This window comes from Haloarcula sp. NS06, from assembly GCF_051122755.1.
GTDB lineage: Archaea > Halobacteriota > Halobacteria > Halobacteriales > Haloarculaceae > Haloarcula.
Window position 1 is genome coordinate 78,480 of record NZ_CP184845.1, and the last position, 18,071, is coordinate 96,550.

The window sequence follows — 18,071 nt, forward strand, 5'->3', positions numbered from 1 at the left end:
ACTGACATTAATAGTCCGACTCGGTACGAGGCCCCACCGGTACTTCGTAGCATGATGAGTAACAGCGGAATAGCGTCTGAGCTTCACCGGCGCTTCCCAAAGTCGGTGTCTGGGAACGATACTGTCATCTGTCAGAGGAACAGAGGCCTTTCATACGGCAAGCGCTGAGAGGGGCCGTGTCTCAGGACCTCGCCAACGAGCCATCCGATTCCCGGTCTGTTACTATCTCCGGCGGATCGATGGGCGGCCTGTTTACCGGCATCGCTCTTGACAGTGCAGGCCACGACGTGACTATCGCTGAGCAATCGGCCGGTGACCTCCGAAGCCGCGGCGGCGGCATCGTCGCCCAGCAGTCAATCCGCCAGTTCCTCTCACGTCACGACATCGTTGACCCGGCGAGAATAACCACCCGAGCCAGTGAGCGGCGCTTTCTGACCGCTGACGGCGATGTACGGACATCGACACCGGATTCAATGGTGTTCACTTCCTGGGACGCCGTCTATCGTCAGTTGCGAGCGGCGTTCCCGGACGACCGCTACCACACCGGTCGGACTGTCACGGGTATCAGGGCCACAGACGGCACGATTAGATTCGCTGATGGGGACCGGACCACCGCCGATCTGGTCGTCGCTGCCGACGGCGGGCAATCTACAGCCCGTGCGCAACTGTTTCCCGACACCGACCCGGAGTTTGCTAACTACGTCGCCTGGCGTGGTGTCGTCCCGGAAGCGGACCTGTCGGACGCAGTCATTGACGCGTTCGATGGCCGTTTCACATTTTATCAAGGGGAACAGATGCTCATCCTCGCGTACTTCATCCCGGGCGAGGATGGCAGCACCGCCCCAAGTGACCGCCGTCTCAACTGGGTCTGGTACGACACACTCTCCGGGCGAGAGCGTGAGACTATTTTCACTGACACAACAGGTACGAGCCAGCAGTTCAGCGTGTCGCCGGGGCAGCTCCGCGACCCGGTCGAAACCCGCCAGCGCGAGCGGGCCGCCGAGATACTGCCGCCCGTGTTTACCGACCTCGTTGTAACAACAGCAGCCCCCTTTGTGCAGGCGATTTACGACCTGCAAATCCCCCGGATGACAGTCGACAGGGTCTGTCTGCTTGGTGATGCGGCGTTCGTCGCCCGACCGCACACTGCCGCTGGCACTTCGAAGGCGGCCAGTGACGCCGTTGAACTCAAAGCCGCTCTCGACCGCCACAGTTCGCTTGGGGACGCACTGGCGGCGTGGGATGATGCCCGGACCGACTACGGAGCGCGTCTCGTTGCGCAGGGCAAGCGAATGGGCGACGAACGGTTGTCCCTCGGGAGTTGATGGACTACCGTTCTGCGTGCGGGTCTCTCGGGTATCGGTTCGGTACTGGCTCTTAGATTCTGGCGTTGTCTTCCCGCATTGTAGGAATGGACAGCGTGTTACTTGTCTGCTGCTCCGCTAGTCAGTATATGACACTCGTTGTGCCGTTCGACGGCTCCGAACTGGCCGAGGCAGCACTCGTCCGGGCGACGGAGTTCGGCACCGTCTTCGAAGAGGATGTGCTGGCCGTCAGTGTCATCCGGGATGGGAATGCCAAGTACGCTCGGGAACACGACTGGATCGGGCCGAACGAAGACTTCGATCTGGAGACGGTCGTCACCTCACTGCACGAACAGGTGATGGACCTGTGTCCGAGTTCGGATTTCCGCCATACAGTCGTAGATCGGTACGCGCCGGCTGGGGCTGTAGCGAAAGCCATCCGCAAGATGGCCAAGAGAGAAGACGCCTCAATGGTATTCATCGGAAGCGAAAACGCCGGCCACCTCGTCACAAGTATCAGCAGTGTTGGGGGATCGATTGCCTCGGACGATGCCTACGACGTTGTCATCGTTCGACATCGTAACCCGTCGAAGATCGCCAAGCTCAGGAACACGTCCCCGCACAGACAACAGAAATCCGATTTTTATCTCCCAGAATAGGTAACGTCGGTCGTTCGGCAAAGCAAGTATTGAAGATAGAAGGTCGTCCTTGGACGCTTTTCCGCCGAATATCTTCGCGCCCTGTCTCACCGATTGGGAACCTGTGGTATCGTTCATTTAGCAAACGCCGTGGAAACCACGTATGCAGATACGCGCTGTCCAACGGAGTGATGCCCGGTGATGAAACTGTCACGGCGCCGACTTCCTGACCGCGGCGGGTGCAGGGACGGTCGGCGCGCTTGCCGAAGGAGCATGGGGCGCGACACAGTCCACAGAGCCGATAACAAGCGTGGACAACCCGCTCAAGTCCTATCCGAACCGAGACTGGGAACAGGTGTACCACGACATCTACGCCTACGACGAGGTGGACTGGACGGTGTGTCACCCCAACTGCACCCAGTCGTGTGCGCTGAACTTCTACATGAAAAACGGCGTCCCGATACGGGCCGAGCAGGTGTACCACAACGAGGAGCCCTCGGTCGGCCCGTCGGGCTACGAGGACGCCGGCGTCAGCCAGCACTGGAACCCACGGGGCTGTATGAAGGGGCTCTCCCTACACCGCCGGACGTTCGAGCCCTCCCGCATCAAATACCCGATGGTCCGGAAGGGGTGGGACCCCGAGAACCCCAATCCAGAAGGCCGTGGTGAGGATGAATTCGAGCGTGTCTCTTGGGAAGAGGCCGTCGACCTCATCGCCGAGAAGATGGCGAACCTAGAGGACAACAAGCGGTTCCATATCTTCAACGCCATCAAGGCAGATGGACTGTTCACCCGACACGGCTCAGGCCGCCGGCTCGCGTCCATCTTCGGCGGCTGTGAATGGACCGAGTACGACTGGTACGCCGACCTGCCACCGGGACACGTCATCACGACGGGGTATCAGACCTCCGATGCCGATGCCGCTGCCTGGCGAAAAGCCGACTACACTATCATCCAGGGCAAGAACCTCATCCACAACAAACTCGCGGACAACCACTTCCTGCAAGAGACTCGCGAGCGCGGCGGGGAGATGGTCGGCGTCTACCCGGACTACTCGCCGACGGTCCAGAAGTGCGACCGGTGGCTTCCGATCCGTCCCGGCAGCGACCCGGCGTTCGCGCTCGGCATCGCCCATGTCATCATATCTGAAGGGCTGTACGACGCCGAGTTCATGCGGAAGTTCACGAGCCTCCCGCTGTTGATCCGGGAGGACACCGGCAAGTACCTCCGCGCACACGAGGTATTCGAGGACCACGAGGAGCCGCCGGAGGACCTTGATGAGCAGCACGAGCACAACGACTGGGGCGATTTCGTCGTGCTGGACGAGAACGGCGACCTGGTCCCGATGACACGCGAGGAGGTCGGCGAGGAGATGCCGACCACGTCGCAGTTGGACGTTGACACCGAGGTAGGACTGACCGACGGCTCGGCCGTCACCGTCCGGAGCGACTTCGCTCGCCAGCGGGACAACATCATCGAGAACTACGACCCGGAGATGGTCGAAGACATCACGACGATCCCGGCGGACAAGCTCGCTCAGACGGCGCGGGAGTTCGCCGATGCCGAGAAGGGCCAGTGGTTCACCGGCGAGGGCATCAACCACTGGTTCCACTCCAATGACGCGCTCCAGCGGGCAGTGTTCCTTGTTCAGGCGATGCTCGGGAACATCGGCGACGCCGGCCAAGGGTATTACAACTACTCGGGCCAGTACAAGATCGAACTGTTAGACGGCTACCCCCATTACGTCAACCCTGACGGCAACGCCGCACACGGGATGTATCCTGGCTACGCCTTCGCGTTCTTCGGCGGCGAGAAACTCGATCCGCACGATATCCGGGGCGACTTCGACCGTGAGCTGGACCTCGTGTCACAGGGCGATGCTGAGGAGCCAGTGATGCCCAAGAACGCGGGGTCGTATACGATGTCCAAGCCGTCCATTCTGTGGACGATGAACTGCAACCTCCTGAACCAGACCAAACATCAGGAGCACGTCATCGAGAATTTCGTCAAACACCCCGACACGGAGAACGACCTGTTCATCGTCTCGGATATGCATATGACCTACTCCGCCCGACACGCCGACATCGTGCTCCCCGTGCCGTCTTGGCTGGAGTGTGAGTACCCAGACATCACCGTTGGGCCGGAGAACCCCTTCGTCCAGATGGACCACGGCGTGATGGACCCCATGTACGACACCAAGCAGGACGGGGAAGCCATCGCGATGGTCGCCGAGAAACTGGATGAGAAGATCCCGTCGGCGGAGCGCAACGTCGACTCCTATCGTGCGTATTTCGAGGAGTTCCTGGACGAGGACGGCGACGTGACAAACTACATTCAGGAGGCCTTCGACCGCGGGATGACGACCCAGAGCATTGACGTGGAGGACCTAGAGGATGGGCCAGAACGCCTAGACCTGAAAACCTATCCGCGGATTCCGTTCTACTCGCAGGTCCACGAGGACCGCCCGTTCTACACGAAGACCGGCCGAATGGAGTTCCACAAGGAGGAGGACCGCTTCATCGAACTCGGCCGGGACGACATCGACCATGTCGAGAGCGTCGAGGGAACTCCATACGGCGTGAACAAAAAGTGGGACGAGGCCAAAGACGAGGAGAACCCGCTGTACCACGACGAGGGTAACCAGTTCTACTACAATACCCCTCACCCCAAATACCGGACCCACTCCTCGTGGGGGATGACCGACTGGAACCTCATCTGGGCCTCGCGTGACTTCGGCAGCGTCAGCGGCGATCCAGAAGGTACTGACCGCCTCGTCGACGACTTCTCGTTCCCCACGGGCGACGGCGAGTCCGAAGACGTCGCGCCGCTTGGTGAGGCGTTCGTCGAGATGCACCCCAGCGACGCCGAGAACATCGACGTGGAGAACGGCGACTACGTCCGCATCACCGGCAAGCGCGGCGACCTCGTTGTCAGAGCGATGGTCAGCGAGCGTCAGCGCCCGCGGTCGGCCGGAGACATGGGCCAGCTGACGCTGTGGCACGGCTGGTGGCCTCAGCACTTCCCCGACGACGAGGCCGACGAGGACGGCGTCAAGGGGTACAACACGATCACCAACATCTGGCTCGACCCGCTGCAGGAGACGGATGACCTCGTTCACAAAGGGGTGTTCGGCGACCCGAACGTTTCCGACATCGTCGACGAGGACATCGCCTGGCACGGCGCGGAACTGGAGCACGGCTATGAGGAGACAGTATGGGCCCCGACAGGGACCAACCGGGACGACCTCGTGGACGTCGAGAAGTACGAGGAGGCGGACTGGTGGCCCGGCGACGCCCGCCGGGACGACCTCGTCGAGGACTACATCGGCGGGTCGCTACAGCCCAGCGGTAGCGGTTCCAGCAGTACTGGCACGAAGACTCCGGGAGGCGATGACTGATGGCACAAACGTACAACCCACAACTCGGCCGCGAGCACAGCTACCCCTACGAACACCGCGAGGAAGAGCGGGACTACCACTGGGGGATGGTCATCAACACGAACCGGTGTATCAACTGCAACACCTGTTCGTTCGCCTGTAAGTCGACCTGGACCAGCGGCGAAGGCGAGGAGTATATGTGGTGGATGAACGTCGAGACCGAGCCCTACGGCGGCTACCCGATGGGCTGGGATATGCGACTGCTCGACGACCTAGAGTCCGACCAGACCATCTTCGACGCCGCAGATAACGGCGAAAAGGTCCGTGGCTACATCGCCGAGAAGCAGGCCTGGGAGTACCCCGCGCTGGGCGACGACCAGGTACACGGGGAGTACCCCGAGGGCGAGGTTGTCGAGTCCGACCTAGAGAACGACGAGTACCACGACATCTGGCAGTTCTACCTCCCGCGGCTCTGTAACCACTGCAAGAACCCGGCCTGTCTGGCCGCCTGCCCGCGGAAGGCCATTTACAAGCGTGAGGAGGACGGCATCGTCCTGCTGGACCAGGAGCGCTGCCGGGGCTACCGCCGCTGCGTGAAGGCCTGTCCGTACCACAAGCCGATGTACAACCCCGAGACGGGCGTCACCGAGAAGCCGGTCGGCTGCTACCCCCGCATCGAGGAGGGGAACGTCCCGCGATGTGTCTCCTCCTGTATCGGGAAGACGCGGCTCCACGGCAACATCAACCGCGGGCCGGACGCCGGCCCGGCGGGGGGCAAATCCTCTGCCGCGTCTGGCCGCTCGCCGATCAACTACCTTGTCCACTCCGACGAGAAGGTGGCCCTGCCGCTGTACCCGCAGTTCGGGACCCAGCCGCAGGTGTTCTACATGCCGCCGTATCACGTCCCGCCGGAGTTCCTGACCCAGATGTTCACGCCGAATACGGAGGTCAAAGAAAACGAGTGGCCCGGCGACACCTACGAGGAGTCGGTCCGCATCGTACAAGAGCGGGCCCGCAACCCCAGCCACGAAGTGCTGGGTATCCTCCAGCTGTTTGGCGCAACGACGCGGCTCATCGAGACGTACAACGTCAAGGAGAACCGCGTGAAGGGCTGGGACCGCAACGGCGAGAAGGTCGTGGACGTGCCCATCGAGGAGCCCATGGAGGTCCGCGAGGGCGAACAGTGGACCAATCAGCCATGAGGTGTGTACAATGAAAAACACGCCACAACACCACACGCGACGCGCTGCACTGTACGGGTTTGCCGCGGCGGTCTTCCAGTACCCCGACGAAGCCGTCATCGCTGATTTGCAGGATCAGGAAGTACAGGACGCCGTCCGGCAGGCTGGGGCTGCGCTCGACCTCGAAGCCGAGGTCGACGCGCTACTCGACGCGCTTGACGGGGTTGACCGCGACTCGCTGGAACCGGCGTACAACCGGCTTTTCGGCCTCCCGAGCGACGAAGGGACTTATCCGGTCATCCCCTATGAGGCCCACTACACCACCGGTGAGGAGGTCAACGAGAGCCAGCGCCGCATCGCCACGGTCGTCGGCCTGTTAGAGGAGTTCGGCCTCGAAATCAGCGACGAGTTCGACGAGCGCCACGACCACGTCACCGTCGAACTGGAACTGTTGCAGGTGCTCGCCGCACAGCGGGCGGTCGCCCTCGACAGCGGTGACGACGAGACGGCCGTTCGCCTCGCACGAGCGGGCGCGACGGTGCTGGACGAGCATCTCACAGATTTCGTCCCGGCGTTCGCCCATCGGGTCCAGAGGACCGTCGACGGCGACGGCAGTTCCGACCGAGAGGTGCCCGAGGTGAGCGCCGTCTACGCCGCCGCCGCGGACCTGGCGGCAGCCCTGGTCGAGTTCGACGAGGCGAGCCATCCCGATCCGGTCTCGCCCGGAACGGGGGTGAGAGCCGATGGTTGAACTCGACTACGAGGCGGCCCGGCGGGCAACGACGGCGACGGCGCTCGTCGTGGCGCTCTTGATCGCCGGCCAGATGGCGGTGGCTGCAGCCGTCACTGGCGGCCAGCAACCACTGGTCGCGACTGACGAAGTCCCACAGACCGCCGACAGCGACCGCTGGTCGGATGCCCCATCACGGACCGTCTCGCTATCGAAACAGCAGATGGCCGTCCCCTACGGCGGCGGGAGCATCGATGAGATGGAGGTGCAGGCGCTGACCAACGAGACTCATGTCGCCTTCCGGCTGACATGGACGGACCCGACAAAGGACACGAACATCCGGTCGCCGAAGAACTACAGCGACGCAGCGGCCGTGATGCTTCACAGCGGCGAGAAACCGCCGATTACAATGGGGGCCGGCGGCGACCCGGTCAACATCTGGTACTGGCGATCCCAGTGGCAGTATGGGAACGACAAGGACGCAGAGTGGAGCAACGATATGTACGCCTACCCAAACCCGGACGAGGAAACCAAACCGGGGCTCGCGGCTGGGAATCCACTATCACAGAGCCAGTACGAAAACTACGGCCAGAACTACTACGCGGCGGGCTATGGCTCGCTGAGCAACGCCCCACAGCAGAACGTAGACGCACAGGCCACGCGCAACGGCGACGAGTGGTCCGTCGTCTTTGTTCGGGAACACACCGGCGAAGGGAAACACGACGCGACGTTCTCACAGAACGAGACGATGTATCTCGCCTTCGCCGTCTGGAACGGCAGCGCCGACGAGGTCAACGGCAAGAAGTCGCTGACGATGCAGTACAGTACGCTCGATACAGCGTCCGGCGAACTCACGGCACCCGAGAGTAGCGGTAGTGGTAGCGGGGACAGTACGAGTGCAGGTAGCGCCACCGGCAGCGACTCCAGTGGTGGCAATGGCGGCTCGGGCGGCAGTAGTAACCCGCTATACACGTCGCTTGGGACGCTCATCGCAGCGACAGTCGCCGGCTGGACGGTCCTCTACTGGAGGCTGGCGTGATGGGCTACGAGAACTGGAGCGCACGCGGTCGGACGCCGGGCGAGACGGAGGCAGCGGTCCGCAACGCGCTCGACGACACACGGGTCCGAACCAGGCAGGACGCCGCAATCGCGTTAGTGGATGCGGCGGAGTCCGGCCTCGACAGGGAGACGGTTGATGCGCTGGGGGAGCGTGCACTGGCAGACGACGACCCCGAAGTACGGCAGTTCGCCGTGGAAGCGCTCGGTGTTGCCGGGGCTGCGCCGGTCATTGTCCGGCAGGCACTTGACGACCCGGAGCCGTGGGTCCGGGCCGAGGCCGTCGTCGCCCTCTCGCGGGTCGGCGGCGGCGCTAACCAGTTGGAGGGGGCGCTTGACGACGACAGCGGCTGGGTGCGACGGAACGCCGTTATCGCGATGGGCAAGCGCGGCGACGCAGACCAGCCGCTTCTGGTCGATTGCATCAAGACCGACCCCCATCCAGCGGTCCGTGAGTACGCAGCCCAGTTCCTCGGCGGGGTCGCCGAGGACGTGTCGGAGGCCGAGCGAATCCTGGCCGCGATGTTGGCCCGGGAGCCGAACGCCTTCGCCCGGGCGAAAGCCGCCGAGAGCCTCGGCAAACTCGCGACCGACCGGGCCGAGCAGGCGCTCGAATCCCACGGCGTGACCGACCAGAGCGAGGACGTTTCCCGCGCGGCCAAGCAGGCTCTCGCGGGTGCCCGCGGGACCGATCCCGAAGAGATAGATGTCGAAATCGGGCCGCCGTCGGCTCCCGGTAGCGGGCCGGACACACCTGCAGAGCAGTCCGTCGACGGGTACGATCCTGCCGGCTCCTTTGGCTCGGCCCGATCCGGGAGCGGGTCGCCGGCCCCCGGCGGCGCGCCCGGGTTCGAGCCCCGACGCGATCTGAACACTGACCCGGAGGACAGGACCTGACGATGCCATACGAACTCGACTCGACCGGAACGACAGCGGAACAGGGTGAAGACAAGTCAGAAAGCGACGATGGCGGCGGTCTCGAGTCATCGCTGGGCATGACGATTCCAGACGACCACGTCGGCGCGTTCGTCGCCGAAGCGCTGGAAGACCCTGAACGAGCGACGACTTGGGATGACGTCGTCGACACGATGGTCGCACCCGTCGCCCGGGACGCCTGGGCAGAACTGAGCCCGGTCGAGCAGGCCACGGAAGTGCTCTCGAAGGCAGCCGAGTTCGACCGGCGGGCCATCGAACACTTCGAGGCTGTCTCGCTGGACGGGGACCGCAGCGAGGCAGAGACGGACATCGACGAGGGCCTGCGGTGTCGACGCAACGCCGACACGTTCCGGGACGGCGTCGCCGCCGCCTACGGCGACGGGCGACTCGACGACGACAGCCTCGTCGACGCACTGGAGGCCGCGGAGTTCGACACCGAGGACATCGCCGAGCGCGAGGACCTAATAGAGCGTATCGACAGCGTGTTCGAAATCGACTACCGTCCCTACGGCGGGACGCTGATGGATGATGACGACGGCCCCGAGCCGGATACCGAACACGGGGAGACATGGTAACATGTCCGGGAAAGAAAACGAACCCTCGGAAGACGCGGTCAGGGACGCACTTCGAACTGTGTCCGTCCCCGACGGCGACGAGAACGTGGTCGCCGCGGGGCTGGTGTCGTCCGTCACCGTCACCGATGGGGCCGTCACCGTCGACCCGACACTGTCCGGTATGGAGCCCGCCACAGCAGACACGCTCACCGACCGGATGCGGACAGCGGTGCTAGAGTGTGGCGGTGTTGAGGAGGTCCGCGTAGAAACGGACGTTGCGGAGCCGGACCACGGTACCGTCGTGCCCGGTGTGGACCGCATCATCGCCGTCGCCAGCGCGAAAGGCGGCGTCGGCAAGACCACCGTGGCGACCCAGTTGGCGCGCGGACTGGCCGCGTCCGGTGAGCGGGTCGGCCTGTTCGATGCCGACGTGTACGGCCCAAACACGCCGGAGCTACTCGACATCGCGGGACCGCTCGGCTCGACCGACGACGGCCGTGCCGAGCCGGTCGAGATCGACGGCCTGCAGGTCGTCAGCGTCGGCCTGATCGCCAACGACGAACCGATGGCCTGGCGCGGTGCGATGGCTCACGAGGCCGTCGAGAAACTGCTAACCGACGCCGCCTGGGACGTCGACACGCTCGTGCTTGACCTGCCGCCGGGGACCGGTGACATCGTGTTGACGACGCTACAGTCGTTCCCCGTCGACGGGGCGGTGTTCGTGACGACGCCGTTCCCAACTGCCGCCAGCGATACGGAGCGCTCAACGGCGTTGTTCCGCGAGGAGGGCGTCCCGGTACTCGGGGCAGTTGTCAACATGGCCGGATTCACCTGTCCCACCTGTGGCGACGACCACGCACCGTTCGGTAGCGACCCAACTCTCAGTGCTGACGTGCTGGCAAAGCTCCCGATCGACGAGTCGCTTCGCTCAACAGAGGGAGACGTTCCAGAGGCCTTCCGGGACCTCGGCGACGACGTACGCGAAGCCATAGTGGACCGGACGACGGTGACAGTTCCGGAAACCGCTCTCGACCTCCGTGGAGTCCCTGACCGGGCGCGCATCGAGCAGGTCCGCACCGAGTTCGGTGCGCTCGCTCCCGGCGAGTCGCTCCATCTCGTGACTGATACCCGACCGGGTAACGTCAGCGGAGCGCTTGAAGATCTTACCGCGGTACCGCCACAGGTGGCCATAGAACAGAAACGGTCCGGCGTGTGGGCGCTACAGATATCAAAGACCGACCCAGACACAGTCGAAGACGTGGCCTGTTAACGGACGGTCAACTGGACAATCCTCCCCCTTCGATAGCGCGTCCATGGCTGTGCGGCAATCACAGAATCGACAGACTGCAAGCAGATATCACAACCGTTTTTATTACCAACTGTATATCGGTAGGTGGGTTCTGGTCCTCGCTCAATTTCCCCTTGAATCCAATCCAGATCATCGATTGGCCCGAGTCCAGAACCTGTCGTCGTGGATGACGACTTCGAGTGGTGTGTGCATGCCACTCCCCCCGGCTGCCCACCATTCCTTTGCTGAACTGAAGTGAGGAGCGGACAGTACTGGTGACACTTGTGCGGACATTCGATTGTCGCCATGCCGTGTTTCTTCAGCACCGAAGCGGTACAGGACAGTTCGAGCATACCAGCGTGGCTCTGGAGCAAGTGTATACATTGAAAGCCACCGCATACACATCGGTGCATGCACTAGGGACGGGTGGGATATCTACTTCAGAAGCTAGCCTGCTTCAGCGAATCGGGACGCCCGTCGAAATCAAAACTACGGGCTCGGACTCGTTACCTGCGAATTGTGGTCTAATCACTGCGTTGCCTATCTGGCCGTCCTAAACTCGGAGTCAGCGTGGTCAATTGCCGGCGTTGAAAACAACGAGCGGACCCTAGTAGACCGACTTGAGTATCCGGGTCGCGACAACATCTCGGGTCCTGCATCTATCCAAGAAGGTCGTCGCGCGATGCTGTCTCTGACGGTACAGAGCCTGTCAAAACGGAGAAGGGGAACCCAGGTTGGCAGACACTGGCGTTGGCCCCACTGACTATATATGCTCCATAAACATAAGTCTTTTGACAATAAGTCTATAACATTATCTACACAGGAGAAAAAATAATAGGCGATGCGAGCTCCGATCGCCTACATTACTTTCTTTCGCAGATAGGCCGAGACGGCTTCACTGATGAGCACAAGGCCCAGAATCGAGATGAGGATCGTCAGGACTGCTTCCCAGTTGAAGTAGTTGATCTCAGTCTGCAGCGGGACGCCGATACCGCCTGCACCGACGAACCCGATGATCGTCGACGCTCTGACGTTGATGTCCCATCGAAGCGTCGCGACGCTGATGAACGCCGGCTTGATCTGTGGAACGATACTGTAGATGAGTACATCAACGGGCGATGCCCCAGCTGCAGTGACCGCCTCAACAGACCCGCGGTCAATCTCTTCGATGGCTTCCGCGATTAGCTTTGCAGTGAACCCGATAGATCTGATCGAAATCGCCAGCACGCCAGCGAGGGCCCCAGGGCCAAAGATGACCACGAAGATCAGTGCCCAGATGATGACGTTAACCGAACGGGTAAACGAGATGATGAACTTACCCAGCAGGTACGCCGGCTTGTTGGGTGCCGTGTTGCTGGCACCGAGGAACGCGACCGGAATCGCCATCACGATGGCCAGTGCCGTGCCGAGGATCGAGATGTTGATCGTCTCAAGCAGCGGCCCGACAATCTTCCGGGAGTATCCGACATTGGGCGGATACATCCGACCGAAGAGGTCGGCCAGCTCACGTGGGGCAGTCACGGCGTAGCCGTAATTCACTTCCATGGCGCGCCAGGCTGCGACGAGAATGACGAGCCCAGCCAGCAGCCCAAAGAACCGGAGTAAGCGCTCACGGCGATCAAACCGGCTCCAGGAGTCAGTGCTGTTTGACATTATTGGATCCGCCTCCGGGCGAGGGCGCTAACACCTTCACCGATCATAACGATCGCGACGATGACAGCGATGATCGCCATGCTGAACTGGTAATCGTACTTATCGAAGGAGTTCAGCAGCGTGATCCCGATACCACCCGCTCCGACAATCCCGACAACAGTGCTGTGACGGAGATTGATATCGAGCCGGTAAATCGACAGCCCAACAATCCGGGGCATTACCTGCGGGAGGACACCATAGAGATACGTCTGGACGGGTGTCCCGCCGGCAGCGGTGATCGCCTCCATCTGTCCGCGGTCGATATCTTCGATCTCCTCTGCGAGGAGTTTTGCGAAGAATCCGATCGTTTTGAACGCAAGTGCAAGGACACCAGCGAGCGGACCGAATCCGACCGCTTTGACCATGATGATCGCAACGATGAGCTCGTGGAGCGAGCGCGTGACGGCAACGATGCTGCGACCGACGTAGTAGACTGGCTTCGGCGAGAGGTTATTGGAAGCCATAATCGCGACCGGCACGCTGACGATGATCCCCATTGTCGTGGCGACAATCGTCATCACGATACTCTCGACGATACCCTGTATGAGGAGTTCTCGTTGCGACGGAGTGTACGCCGGTGGAAGCATACTCGTGACGAGTTCGACACCGGCTCCGATCCCTCGAACGAATCGGCTGGGGGAGATCCGAAGGTTCCAGAAGCTATACGCGAAGAACAACAAGATAAGCCCGTAGATGAGATACTTGACTTTCTTGTTGTAGAAGACTGTGGGCCGCTCCCAAGATCCTTCAACGGCCGATCCAGATTCAGCAGCCATATTGATTAGTCACCTCGTTCAGCAATGACGTCATCAGAATCAGTGCTGCCACCAGCACTCGGCTCTTCGCGGTCCGCAATTGATTCACCGCCACGATAGATCTCGTCTCTGGCCGCCTGATCTAGATCATCAGGTGGACCGTTAAAGACGATCTCACCGTCACTGAGGCCGATGATTCGGTCCGCGTAGTCGACTGCTAGATCGACTTCGTGGATGTTGATGATGATCGGGATATCGTCTTCGTGAGCGATGTCCGTCAAGAGGCTCATCACCTCCCGGGAGGTGTCGGGGTCCAGCGCGCTCGTCGGCTCGTCAGCGAGCAGTATTTTGGGTCGCTGAATGACGGCACGGGCGATGCCAACGCGCTGCCGCTGCCCACCGGAGAGTTCATCTGCACGGTTGTTCTCGACGCCCTCTAGATTCACCCGACTGAGGATCTCTCGTGCGCGCTTGATATCCTCTGGTGGGAAGTTCCGACGGAATGCGTTCCACGTACTGAGATAGCCCAGCCGACCGGAGAGGATGTTCTCCATGACCGTGAGGCGCTCTACGAGATTGAACTCTTGGAAGATCATGCCCATATCGCGACGGACATCGCGAAGGGCTGATTTCTCCAAACCGGTCACCTCTGTATCATCAAGCGAGATGCGCCCGCCAGTTGGCTCGGTCAGCCTGTTGATGCTACGAACGAGCGTGCTTTTGCCGGCCCCGCTTGGCCCGATAATCGCGACGATCTCGTTACCACTGACTTCGAATGAGACACCTTTGAGTGCTTTATCACCGGAGTCGTACGTTTTTTCCAGATTATCTACAGTGAGCATTATTCGGTTCTCTTCTTAGCCTTCGATGTTATCGGTGTTGTACTTAATCTCGTTATTCTCCTGAATCTGGAGAATGATATCGTAGACAGTGGCGTAATCAATCTCTGTCCATTTTCCGCGACCACCGAATACCTCCGCAATCTTGGTGTCCGAGTAGTCGTAATCAAGGAACGCCGCCCTGATACCTTCCTGAATTTCTGGTTTCAGGTTGTAGCGGTAACAGAAGCTCGTTGTGGGGAACGGATTGCTGGCCCACACGACTTTGAGATTCGTCGGATCAATGTTGTCCGCCTCCGCAACACGCGTGACACAGGTGCTACAGACGGGGGCAGCATCGTAGTCGTCGTTTGCCACTCCAAGGATGCTCTGTTCGTGGCCACCGGAATAGCTCACTTCGTAGTCTTCGCCTGGAGTGACACCTTGGTTCGAGAACAGTGCACGCGGAGCGAGGTTCCCGGAGTTAGACGACGGTTCAGCGTGTGCGACACGTTTGCCTTTGAGATCCTCAAGCGACGAGATGTCGTTGTTATCCGCCTGCGTGGCGAGCCACAGCCGGTATCCGAAGTCACCCTCCTTCGAGATCTGGAGCGAGAACGGGACAGCACCAGCCAGATTCACAGCAAAGGGCGTTGGCCCAGTGGAGAACCCGGCGACATGGAGGCGTTCGGATCGCATCGCCTCAATCTGGGACGCGTACGAGTTGAGGGGGAAGTATTCAACGTCCTTCCCGGTCTCTTCTGCGATATTGTCCATTAGCGGTTGCATCGTATCCCGATAGACTGCTGGGTCTTCCGTCGGCGTCATCGCAAACGCAATACGGTCCGGATCAATGAGCTCGTCTTCATTACTAGGAGTACTCTGGACGGGGTCACCGTAGCGAGGCTTCTCGCGTTCCTCCATGTTCTTCAGGTCCTGCAGCGACCCTGTCTCGAAGCCAGCCTCGATGAGCGTCTGCATCAGCTGCGGGAACTCCGGATTCGACGGATCGAACTCGGGGTAATCGTTACTCTGTGTGGACCCACCGTCACCACTACTGGATCCGTCACTACCATCAGCGCTGTCTCCGCCGGATTCTTCCGTGCTCTGGCTACTCTCCTGAGAACAGCCTGCGACGCCTGTTGCGAGCGCAGTAGCGCCAATTTTCAACACAGATCGTCGGTCAAATGGGTTCTGTTTCATTGTCGACGCAGACATGTGCGAAACCTGGGTTAAAAAGTATTTATGATTAAATCTGACAAAATCATAACTCACTCGTAGCGAGTTTTAGCCACTTTTCTTATAGAATTTGGAATTAGTATCAGAATTTAGTATATATTCGATAGTAAATACTAAGGAGTGATCGAGGTAGATTTTCGATCTCCGCAAGGGCCATGGCGATATTCAAGCCAGCCTCAAGGCCAACACCTATTACCCATCAGTATATTTGTCTCCATATAGAATATAGTAGTATATAGACTATATAAAAATGACGGAACCACCGTTTGTGAGATAAGATGACTGTAATGAGTGCAATCGCGAATACGGCCGTTTTCGGAGGTATAGATGGGATAACTATCGATCCTGAGATACTACACCTTTTTATTGCAGGTGCACTTGGTATGCTGCTTGGACTCGAACGAGAGTGGGCCAACAAGTCGGCAGGAATCCGCACGTTTACGCTGACCAGCCTGGTCGGCGCTGCCGCAATGTCGCTCAGCGAGCCGATACTACTTGCTTCGGGAGGGGCACTGGTACTCGTTCAAGGAGGGTTGCTCGGGATCCGGGGCATAGTCGCACAGTGGACCGGCGACGATAGTGAGTTGGACTCCGGGCTGTCCCTGACAACGTCGACTTCACTCCTTGTCGCGTACGCGGTCGGGATTCTGGTTGGAGCCGATCACGTCCTGATCGGCGTCATCATTGGTATAACGTCATCGTTCCTACTAGTCCTTCGAAGGGAGCTACACGACTTTGCAAACCAGCTATCGCGAGAAGAAGTACGCAGCGCCGGTGAGTTTGCGATCATCTCGTTTGTCGTGTATCCGCTCCTGCCCGGCGGAACGTACGGGCCATGGGATGCGATTGATCCGAAGCTGGTCTGGATGCTCGTCATCGCAGTCAGCGGGATCGGGTTTGTCAACTATATCGTGATGCAGCGATACGGGAGCAAGGGGATCGCAGTCACCGGCTTCTTCGGTGGTCTGGTGAACTCCACTGCTGTGATCGGCGAAATCGCGGGCCGTGCAAAAGGCAACGCTGGGATTACAGAACTTGCCGTGGGAACGATACTGATCGCTGATGCGGCAATGGCGGTCCGTAATTTAGCGATTATCGTTGCATTCGTCCCCGAGTCGGCAGTCAGTGTTGGACTGCCCCTCGGCCTGATCGCGATCAGTGGCGTCGGACTCGCATATTACGATAGCGACTGGGAGGGTGATCTGGAACTGGATTTTCGACTCGCCGTTTAGCAGCGCGAACGCGCTGAAGTTCGGGGTGCTTTTCCTTGCCGTCTTGATTCTCACTGCTGGCGCACAGCGCATATTCGGAACAGCCGGATTCCTGATTACGAGCTTCCTCAGTGGCATGGTTTCGAGCGGCACGACGACAACGACTGCAGTGACGCTGACGTCAACTGGGCAGATATCGCCGGCGGTAGCAGCGCAGGGTGTGCTGGCCGGGACGCTCTCCAGTATCCTCGTGAAAATCGGGTTTGCAACGAGTATCAACCGCTCACTGCTAGCGCCGGTGGTGCGAAAGTCACTCTACCTGTCGCTGATCGGGATCGGTGGCGTGGTTATCAGCGTCCAATTGATATGAACGGGGAGAGCTATCGGCGTGGTTCGAGAGTCGCCGCGGTCATTGCAGTAGAGAAGACACCTGTGCTCTCGGTAGCAGCGGCTTCTGCCGAGGCATCACTGTTTGAGACGGAGGATTCTAGATGACATACACCAGTGCAATTATCGACCTTGACGGAACGGTCTATCGAGGAGATTCGTTAGTTGAAAACGCCGCGGAAGGGATACAAGCGGTGCGTGAGGCGGGACTCTCGACGCTATTCGTTACTAACAAGCCGATTGACCGGCGAGAAAAGTATTGTGAGAAGCTGAACGCGCTAGGTATTGATTGCACCAGTGATGACATAATCACGTCTGCCACTGCATCAGCGGATTATCTATCCGCGCAGTATCCGGAACGCGAAATCTACGTTATCGGCGAGGAAGCCCTGGTCGCGGAGTTGCGCGCCGCTGGGCTGAAAACGACTACTGACCCAGAGCGAGCGGGCACCGTGATCGCATCACTTGATTTCGGTTTTGATTACCAGACGCTACAGGATGCGTTAATCGCACTCACTGAGAACGGCGCGCTCTTCGTTGCGACCAATCCGGACCGAACGTGTCCTGTAGAGGGAGGAGAGATACCCGATGCAGCAGGGATGATCGGGGCGATAGAGGGAGTGACTGGGCAGGAACTGGACCAGTTGATCGGCAAACCGTCCAACGTCATCCTGCAAATGGCTCTAGAACGGGTCGGTGGTGAGCCGGACCGATGCCTTATGATCGGTGACCGGCTTGGGACAGACATCAGAATGGGAAACCAAGCTGGAATGGAGACGGTACTGCCACTAACTGGCGTTACCAGTACGGCGGAGTTAAAAAAAAGTGACGTGAGTCCTGACCACGTTGTGACCGACCTTTCAGAGCTGGCAGCGATCGTAGAACACGGACGATAGTTGGAAACGA

At 60.2% G+C, this 18,071-nt stretch carries 14 protein-coding genes and 1 pseudogene; 11 read left to right on the plus strand and 4 right to left on the minus strand.

The window, feature by feature from the left end:
* The first annotated feature begins 176 nt into the window (after positions 1 to 176).
* The 9 genes from ACODNH_RS20210 to ACODNH_RS20250 all read left to right on the plus strand — a co-directional run bounded on the left by ACODNH_RS20210 (position 177) and on the right by ACODNH_RS20250 (position 11,045).
* On the plus strand, positions 177 to 1,325 hold the full coding sequence (locus ACODNH_RS20210) for an FAD binding domain-containing protein (RefSeq protein ID WP_434531656.1): 1,149 nt from the start codon (positions 177 to 179) through the stop codon (positions 1,323 to 1,325).
* Positions 1,326 to 1,453: 128 nt separating this feature from the next.
* Positions 1,454 to 1,963 carry a universal stress protein gene (locus ACODNH_RS20215; protein WP_434531657.1) on the plus strand — a complete coding sequence of 170 codons (510 nt, stop codon included), beginning with the start codon at positions 1,454 to 1,456 and terminating at the stop codon, positions 1,961 to 1,963.
* Positions 1,964 to 2,252: 289 nt separating this feature from the next.
* A complete protein-coding gene (locus ACODNH_RS20220) occupies positions 2,253 to 5,339 on the plus strand; it encodes a molybdopterin-containing oxidoreductase family protein (protein WP_434531658.1) in 3,087 nt (1,028 codons plus the stop codon).
* Positions 5,339 to 6,520 (plus strand): 4Fe-4S dicluster domain-containing protein, encoded by a 1,182-nt coding sequence (locus ACODNH_RS20225; protein WP_434531659.1) that lies wholly within the window; start codon positions 5,339 to 5,341, stop codon positions 6,518 to 6,520. Before ACODNH_RS20220 ends, ACODNH_RS20225 begins: the two co-directional genes overlap by 1 nt.
* Before the next feature lie 10 nt (positions 6,521 to 6,530).
* On the plus strand, positions 6,531 to 7,250 hold the full coding sequence (locus ACODNH_RS20230; protein WP_434531660.1) for a TorD/DmsD family molecular chaperone: 720 nt from the start codon (positions 6,531 to 6,533) through the stop codon (positions 7,248 to 7,250).
* The gene (locus ACODNH_RS20235; protein ID WP_434531661.1) at positions 7,243 to 8,268 is read left to right on the plus strand and encodes an ethylbenzene dehydrogenase-related protein; all 1,026 of its coding nucleotides are present in this window, start codon (positions 7,243 to 7,245) and stop codon (positions 8,266 to 8,268) included. Before ACODNH_RS20230 ends, ACODNH_RS20235 begins: the two co-directional genes overlap by 8 nt.
* The gene (locus ACODNH_RS20240) at positions 8,268 to 9,182 is read left to right on the plus strand and encodes a HEAT repeat domain-containing protein (RefSeq protein ID WP_434531662.1); all 915 of its coding nucleotides are present in this window, start codon (positions 8,268 to 8,270) and stop codon (positions 9,180 to 9,182) included. Before ACODNH_RS20235 ends, ACODNH_RS20240 begins: the two co-directional genes overlap by 1 nt.
* Before the next feature lie 2 nt (positions 9,183 to 9,184).
* The gene (locus ACODNH_RS20245; RefSeq protein WP_434531663.1) at positions 9,185 to 9,796 is read left to right on the plus strand and encodes a hypothetical protein; all 612 of its coding nucleotides are present in this window, start codon (positions 9,185 to 9,187) and stop codon (positions 9,794 to 9,796) included.
* 1 nt (position 9,797) lies between these two features.
* Positions 9,798 to 11,045, plus strand: coding sequence for a P-loop NTPase (locus ACODNH_RS20250; RefSeq protein ID WP_434531664.1), 1,248 nt, complete (start codon positions 9,798 to 9,800; stop codon positions 11,043 to 11,045).
* Positions 11,046 to 11,921: 876 nt separating this feature from the next.
* Here ACODNH_RS20250 and phnE (ACODNH_RS20255) read toward each other — a convergent pair.
* Genes phnE (ACODNH_RS20255) through phnD form a run of 4 tightly spaced genes read right to left on the minus strand, consistent with a single transcriptional unit; the run spans position 11,922 to position 15,546 of the window.
* Positions 11,922 to 12,716, minus strand: coding sequence for a phosphonate ABC transporter, permease protein PhnE (gene phnE / locus ACODNH_RS20255; RefSeq protein ID WP_306711471.1), 795 nt, complete (start codon positions 12,714 to 12,716; stop codon positions 11,922 to 11,924).
* A complete protein-coding gene (gene phnE, locus ACODNH_RS20260) occupies positions 12,716 to 13,531 on the minus strand; it encodes a phosphonate ABC transporter, permease protein PhnE (protein ID WP_434531665.1) in 816 nt (271 codons plus the stop codon). Before phnE (ACODNH_RS20260) ends, phnE (ACODNH_RS20255) begins: the two co-directional genes overlap by 1 nt.
* A gap of 5 nt (positions 13,532 to 13,536) precedes the next feature.
* Positions 13,537 to 14,352, minus strand: coding sequence for a phosphonate ABC transporter ATP-binding protein (gene phnC, locus ACODNH_RS20265; RefSeq protein ID WP_434531666.1), 816 nt, complete (start codon positions 14,350 to 14,352; stop codon positions 13,537 to 13,539).
* 15 nt (positions 14,353 to 14,367) lie between these two features.
* Positions 14,368 to 15,546, minus strand: a complete 1,179-nt coding sequence (phnD, locus tag ACODNH_RS20270) for a phosphate/phosphite/phosphonate ABC transporter substrate-binding protein (RefSeq protein ID WP_434531667.1) — start codon at positions 15,544 to 15,546, stop codon at positions 14,368 to 14,370.
* A gap of 299 nt (positions 15,547 to 15,845) precedes the next feature.
* Between phnD and ACODNH_RS20275 the strand changes: the two are divergent.
* Together ACODNH_RS20275 and ACODNH_RS20280 are read left to right on the plus strand one after the other, a co-directional pair.
* A pseudogene (locus tag ACODNH_RS20275) lies at positions 15,846 to 17,148 on the plus strand (MgtC/SapB family protein).
* A 121-nt stretch (positions 17,149 to 17,269) separates the two neighbouring features.
* Positions 17,270 to 18,061, plus strand: a complete 792-nt coding sequence (locus ACODNH_RS20280) for an HAD-IIA family hydrolase (RefSeq protein WP_434531668.1) — start codon at positions 17,270 to 17,272, stop codon at positions 18,059 to 18,061.
* The last annotated feature ends 10 nt before the right edge of the window (positions 18,062 to 18,071 follow it).

What these genes read in the sequence shown, in the direction of transcription:
- ACODNH_RS20215 (WP_434531657.1), top strand. Translation starts at nt 1,454, where the DNA reads ATGACACTCGTTGTGCCGTTCGACGGCTCCGAACTGGCCGAGGCAGCA.
- ACODNH_RS20225 (WP_434531659.1), top strand. Translation starts at nt 5,339, where the DNA reads ATGGCACAAACGTACAACCCACAACTCGGCCGCGAGCACAGCTACCCC.
- ACODNH_RS20230 (WP_434531660.1), top strand. Translation starts at nt 6,531, where the DNA reads ATGAAAAACACGCCACAACACCACACGCGACGCGCTGCACTGTACGGG.
- ACODNH_RS20235 (WP_434531661.1), top strand. Translation starts at nt 7,243, where the DNA reads ATGGTTGAACTCGACTACGAGGCGGCCCGGCGGGCAACGACGGCGACG.
- ACODNH_RS20240 (WP_434531662.1), top strand. Translation starts at nt 8,268, where the DNA reads ATGGGCTACGAGAACTGGAGCGCACGCGGTCGGACGCCGGGCGAGACG.
- ACODNH_RS20245 (WP_434531663.1), top strand. Translation starts at nt 9,185, where the DNA reads ATGCCATACGAACTCGACTCGACCGGAACGACAGCGGAACAGGGTGAA.
- ACODNH_RS20250 (WP_434531664.1), top strand. Translation starts at nt 9,798, where the DNA reads ATGTCCGGGAAAGAAAACGAACCCTCGGAAGACGCGGTCAGGGACGCA.
- phnE (WP_306711471.1), bottom strand. Translation starts at nt 12,716, where the DNA reads ATGTCAAACAGCACTGACTCCTGGAGCCGGTTTGATCGCCGTGAGCGC.
- phnE (WP_434531665.1), bottom strand. Translation starts at nt 13,531, where the DNA reads ATGGCTGCTGAATCTGGATCGGCCGTTGAAGGATCTTGGGAGCGGCCC.
- phnC (WP_434531666.1), bottom strand. Translation starts at nt 14,352, where the DNA reads ATGCTCACTGTAGATAATCTGGAAAAAACGTACGACTCCGGTGATAAA.
- phnD (WP_434531667.1), bottom strand. Translation starts at nt 15,546, where the DNA reads ATGTCTGCGTCGACAATGAAACAGAACCCATTTGACCGACGATCTGTG.
- ACODNH_RS20280 (WP_434531668.1), top strand. Translation starts at nt 17,270, where the DNA reads ATGACATACACCAGTGCAATTATCGACCTTGACGGAACGGTCTATCGA.